The organism is Kitasatospora sp. NPDC001664 (genome assembly GCF_053596675.1).
This window is the reverse complement of sequence record NZ_JBSFGS010000077.1, coordinates 1-5,220: the sequence shown is the minus strand read 5'-3', so window position 1 is coordinate 5,220 and position 5,220 is coordinate 1. Positions and strand designations below refer to the sequence as shown.

3 protein-coding genes are annotated in these 5,220 nt (G+C 70.7%); 1 reads left to right on the top strand and 2 read right to left on the bottom strand.

What is annotated here, in order from left to right; translation table 11 throughout:
* Positions 1 to 363, top strand: a 363-nt coding sequence (locus tag ACWCYY_RS40600) for a sortase domain-containing protein (protein WP_449798950.1), incomplete at its 5' end; no start/stop codon positions are given.
* Between the two features lie 87 nt (positions 364 to 450).
* Here the strand turns inward: ACWCYY_RS40600 and ACWCYY_RS40595 are convergent.
* Complete coding sequence (locus tag ACWCYY_RS40595; RefSeq protein ID WP_345287946.1) at positions 451 to 582, bottom strand: hypothetical protein; 132 nt, start codon at positions 580 to 582, stop codon at positions 451 to 453.
* A 19-nt stretch (positions 583 to 601) separates the two neighbouring features.
* The coding region (locus ACWCYY_RS40590) for a ricin-type beta-trefoil lectin domain protein (RefSeq protein ID WP_449798949.1) at positions 602 to 5,220 on the bottom strand (4,619 nt) is incomplete at its 5' end.

Here is a 5,220-nt window from a genome sequence, read left to right as displayed (position 1 = left end):
CCGCCGTACTCGATGCCGGGCACGGCGGGCTGGCTGCGGGACTCCGCGACCCCGGGTGCCCAGGGCGCCGCGGTGGTGGCCGGGCACGTGGACACCCTCGACGGGCCGGCCGTGTTCTGGGCGCTGTCCACCGTGAAGGCGGGGGCCACCGTCGAGGTCGCGCGGCTGGACGGCAGCACGGCGGTGTTCACCGTGGACGAGGTCCGCACCTTCCCCCGGAAGTCCTTTCCGAACGCGCTGGTCTACGGCCCGACCCAGGCCGCGGAACTGCGCGTCATCACCTGCGGCGGACGATTCGACCGGGCCGAACGTGAATACACCAGTAATGTCATCCTTTTCGCCCATCTGACGGACGCTCATTGAGTCGGCGCCGAAATGGACGACGGCCGAATGCCCCGGCCCGAGAAATCCGGACCGGGGCATTCGGCCGTCCTGCGGACGGTCGTTACGTCAGCACTTCTCCTCCGGACCGTCCTCCGGCTTGCGGAAGAGGCTCCGGACCCCGGACACGTCGTTCGCCCAGAACAGCAGCGACACGAGGGCCCGGCCGAGTGCGATCAGGCCGGAGACGACGATGTCCACGGTGCTGCTCCCTTCGAGGTCAGCCGGTGCACCAGTCGCCCCGGTACCCGGTGTAGCGGCGGCACACGCTGTCCTTCTGGCTCTCGGTCAAGGACGAGTTGTAGTCCTGGACGTAGCTGTAGTTGTCGTAGTACTTCTTGCCCCAGTAGATGGCCTCCGGAATCCCGCTGAAGGTCTTCGCGCAGCCCCAGAGGCTGAACAGGGTCGCCGTGCAGGTGGCCCAGGACTGGGCCGGGTTCCGCAGGATCCCGAAGGCCCACTTGGCCTTGCGGACCGGGTTGATGACCGCGGTGATGGTGCGGATCCCGTAGAACCAGTGCCGGACGTTCGGGTTGCGGCTCATGCGCCCGACCTTGCTGTCCGAGACCCAGTTCCTGGCGTCCCGGTAGGTGGACTTGGCCTTGCTCTTGAGCTTGCTCGCCGCGTTCTTGGCGAACTGCTTCGGGTCCCAGTACCCCCAGTCCATCCGGCCGTCGAGGTCGTAGCGGCCGAGTGGGTCACCACTGACGTAGTCGTAGGAGTTGGAGTTGCCGCCGTAGACCGGGTCGACGGAGAGGAAGCGGCCGTTGACCGTGTCGTAGAGGCGGACGCCCATCAGGACGTTGCCGTCCAGGGCCTGGGAGGACCGCTGCTTCCCGCCGAGCCAGCCGTAGCGGGCCTCGGCCTGCCCGGCCGCCGCGACGCCGAACTCGTCGAAGGAGAGCACCTGCGGAGCGGTCAGCGCCGGATCGGTGGCCACCACCACGCTGCCGAACAGGTCGGTCAGCTGGAGCCGGACGGCTCCGGTGCTGGAGATGGTGGCGGCGAGGTCGCCGTCCGGGCCGGAGGCGTTGCGGGTCCAGGCACCGGTGGTGGTGTCCTCGACGATCCAGCGGGGCTCGTCGTCACCGGCGCCGTAGTGGTTGAGCCGGGACGCGGTGGTGGCCCAACTGCCGTCCCCCTGCTTCTTGCTGACCGTGGAGCCGGAGAGCCGGCCCGCCGGGTCGAGGGTGAGCACCTGACGGGTGTCGGCGGTCTCCTGGGAGGCGACCAGGTCGTTGGTCCAGAAGCCGTTGAGGGTGCCGCTCGCGGTCCGGGTGGTCCGGCCGAAGGCGTCGTACCGGTAACCGGCGTCGGTGATCCGGTCCGCGCTGTCGTAGGTGTGGTTCTCGGTGACCGGGGCGGCCGTGCTGCAGCCACCGTTGGCGGCGGCGGGCGAGGTGGACTTGGCGGTCCGGTTGTAGTGCACGTCGTAGCTGTAACCACGGGTGGTGCAACCGGCGTTGCCGGTGGTCTGCTCGGCCTTGGTCAGCCGGCCGAGGCGGTCGTAGGCGTAGGACTTCACCGAGGTGGAGTCGCTGTCCTTGGTGACCTGCCCCCGGGTGGTGACCTCGCGGCTCTGCGACCAGACCACGGCGCCGTCCGAACTACGGGTGTAGGTACGGCCGGTGGTCTCGCCGGAGGCGTTGCGGACGTCCTTGCGGACGATGCCGCCCGGGTAGGACTGCTCCACCAGCTGGCCGTCCGGACCGTAGGTGGCGGTGAACTCGCCCGCCACGCTGTCGGTCACCGAAGTGACCATCCCCCGGGGCTCCTTGACCCGGTCGTAGGTGAGGGTGACCGAGCCCGACGGGTCGGTGACCTTCACCGGCTTGCCGTAGGCGTCGTACTGGCTCGTGGTGGTGGCACCCTCGCCGTCCGTGTACGAGATCTCCCGGCCCAGCTGGTCGACCACCCGGACGACGGACTTGCCGCCGGCCGTGGTCTTCACCACGGCGCCGGTGGCGGGGTCGTACTCGGTGACGGTCTTCGGGACCGCCTGGCCCTCGCCGCCGGTGATCTCGACCGAGAGCTGCCGCTCGGCCGCGTCGCGGACGGTCGTGGTGGTGCGGGTCTTGCCCGCGTTGGTCTCGGTGATCTCCTCGGGGTTGCCGAAGCGCGAGTACCGGGTGATCCGCTTCACCGGGAGGGTGGTCGGCATCCGCGCCGAGTCCGCCCCGGTGATCGCGGCGCCCGGGCCGCTGGTGCAGAGCAGGCCCGCCCACTCGGGACGGCCGCCGCAGGCCGCGTCCGCGGCGTTCGTGCCGGCGGTCCAGTGGACCGACTTCACGGTGCTGGCCTCGGCCGCCTGTCCGGTGCCGGGGACGCGCAGCTCCTCGGCCCGGCCCTTGTCGTCGAAGCGGGTCGTGGTGGTGAGCGCGGCCCCGGTCGCGTCGAGGGTGACGCTCGTCGGCTTCTTCAGGGTCCAGCCGGCGGTGCCGCCGAGCGGGGTGTCGTAGCCGTTCCGGGTGACCCGCAGGTCCGCGTCGGTGGCGTAGCCGTCGATCCGGACGCCGGTGCCGGCGGTGGTGACCAGGTGGTAGGCCCGGCCGTCGGGCTTGCCCTCGTCGTAGGTGTTGGTGGTGTGGTCCCGGGCGAGCACCGAAGTGCCCACCGGGAGGGTCGGGTTGACGGTGGTCTTGGTCAGGGTGAAGGTGTCGAACCCGGCGTGGAAGCGCTCGCCGGTGGAGGCGGTGTTGGTGCCGGTCACCAGCATCTTGAGCGAGTGGTCACCGCGGGTCAGGTGGATCGGCGCACCGGTGGTGAACGGCGCCACCGCCGGGGTCGCGGAGTACTCGTCGATCGGCGAGCCGAGGTCGGTGCCGTCGATCGACAGCTGCACGATGCCGTGGTCGTTGTACCGGGTGAGCTGGCCGCTGAGGACGTAGTCGCCCTCCTCGGGGACGCTCACCCGCACGGTGTCCTCGGCGCCGGCCGCGGTGCCGCGCAGGCTCAGCTGCGCACCACCGGACCAGGTGAGGCCGCAGCAGTCGGCGTCCATCTTCAGCGGGTAGTTGGCACCCAGCTGGGGCAGCGTCTCCGCCTCCGAGGTGACGGTGACCGGGTTGGTCTGCCCCGCCAGCGCCTCGGACAGCGCAACCCGGCGCACCGGGCCGAGCGTCTCGACGACGTCCAGACCGTCGGCGGTGTACGTGGTGCGGGAGTCGAGCAGTCGCGCCCGGTCGGCCGAGGAGGCCGGCAGGCCGAGCTCGCTGACGAACTTCGCCGTGTCGGGGTGGGTGCCGAGGGCGATCGAGCGGTTGGTGGCGTCCAGCGTGCGGACCGTGTGCCCGAAGCGGTCGTGCTCGGTGGTGTTGATGTCCCCCTTGACGGCGACGGACGGGGTCGCGGCGTTCACCTCGTCACCCGAGGCGTTGAGGTAGCGGACGTTGGCCGCCTTGTACCCGTCCTTCCCGGGGACGGTGAAGGAGGCGGTGTGGGTGGTGGAGGTGTCCTCGGGGCCGAAGACGGCCGTCGCGTCGGTCGGCGCGTCGGTCTGGCCCCACTGGGCGACGTCGGCACCGGCCATGTCGTACGGACCGCCGGCGGCCCGGGTCAGCGGCACGGAGTAGACCAGCTTGGTGGCGATCTCACCGCTGACCTGGCTCTTGGAGCCGGGCACCAGCGAGTTCCGACGGACCTTCAGCAGGTGGCCCGGGTCCTGGTCGGAGCCGGCCGGCCCGTAGTCGAAGGACCAGGGCAGCTCACCGGCGGGCGCGAGCTGGGTGGCCCGGCCCGAACTGTCGTAGGTGTAGGTGGTCTTGAGCGGGGTCGCCAGGCGCGGGTCCCAGACCTGTGCCAGCCGGCCCTTGTCGTCGTAGAGGTAGTGCGCGACCTCGACGGCCTCCTGCTGGGAGGTGGCCGGGTTCCAGGACCAGGACTTCACCGAGCGGACCCGGTCGGTGTAGTCGCCGGGGGTGCCGGCCACGGCCGTGGTGCTGGTCGCGTAGTCGTAGTCGAGCACGTCGCAGCCGCGCGGCAGCGGGGTGACGGTGCAGTGGTTGAGGTCGTCGACCCCGGGCTCGACGGGAGCGATCACGCGCTTGGGGAGCGCGCGGCCGTCGGTGACGTCGTACAGGTACTGGGTGGTGGAGGCGTTCGCGGGACCGGTCTCGCTGGCCACCTGGTGGACGTCGGAGCCGGGCTGGCGGGTGAAGACCGTGGTGGAGCCGTCCAGGTCGGTCAGGGTGTAGACGGTGCCGTTGGTCTGGACGTCCCAGAGCTGCCAGGAGCCGCCCCAGCAGGTCCAGATGGTGCCGCCGAGGTTGGCGTCCAGGCACTTGCCGGACTGGCCGTTGACCAGCGACTTGTTGGCCTGCAGGCGCCACTGCTGGTTCGGGCTGCCCGAACCGCAGGACCACAGCACCATCCGGGTGTTGTCGGCGGTGGCGCCCCACGGGTTGTCGAGGCAGTAGCCCATCACCTTCAGGGACAGGTCGTCCCCGTAGGTCCACTGCTGGTTGGGAGCACCGGTGCAGGGCGCGTACTGCGGGTTCACGCCGTTGCCCGGAGCGCCGTTCGGCACCTCCAGGCACTGCCCGAAGGAGGTGACCAGCGGGCCCGAGGTGGCGGTGGACGCCTTGAGGCTCAACGACTCCGCACCCGGCTCGGCGAAGAAGCTGCCGTCGTTGGCCTTGGCGAAGGTCAGCGAGGAGTCGTCCGCGCGCTTGATCTGGACGAGGTCGGAGGAGGGGAGGGAGAGCGAGCGGTAGTCGGAGCCGGTGCCCGAGTCGGGGCCGCCGGCCCACTGCGGGCCGAACGGGGCGACGATCTCCTTCAGCGAGAGGTCGTCGAAGTAGACCTCCTTGCCGGTGCCGGCGGCGAAGCCGTTGAACAGCC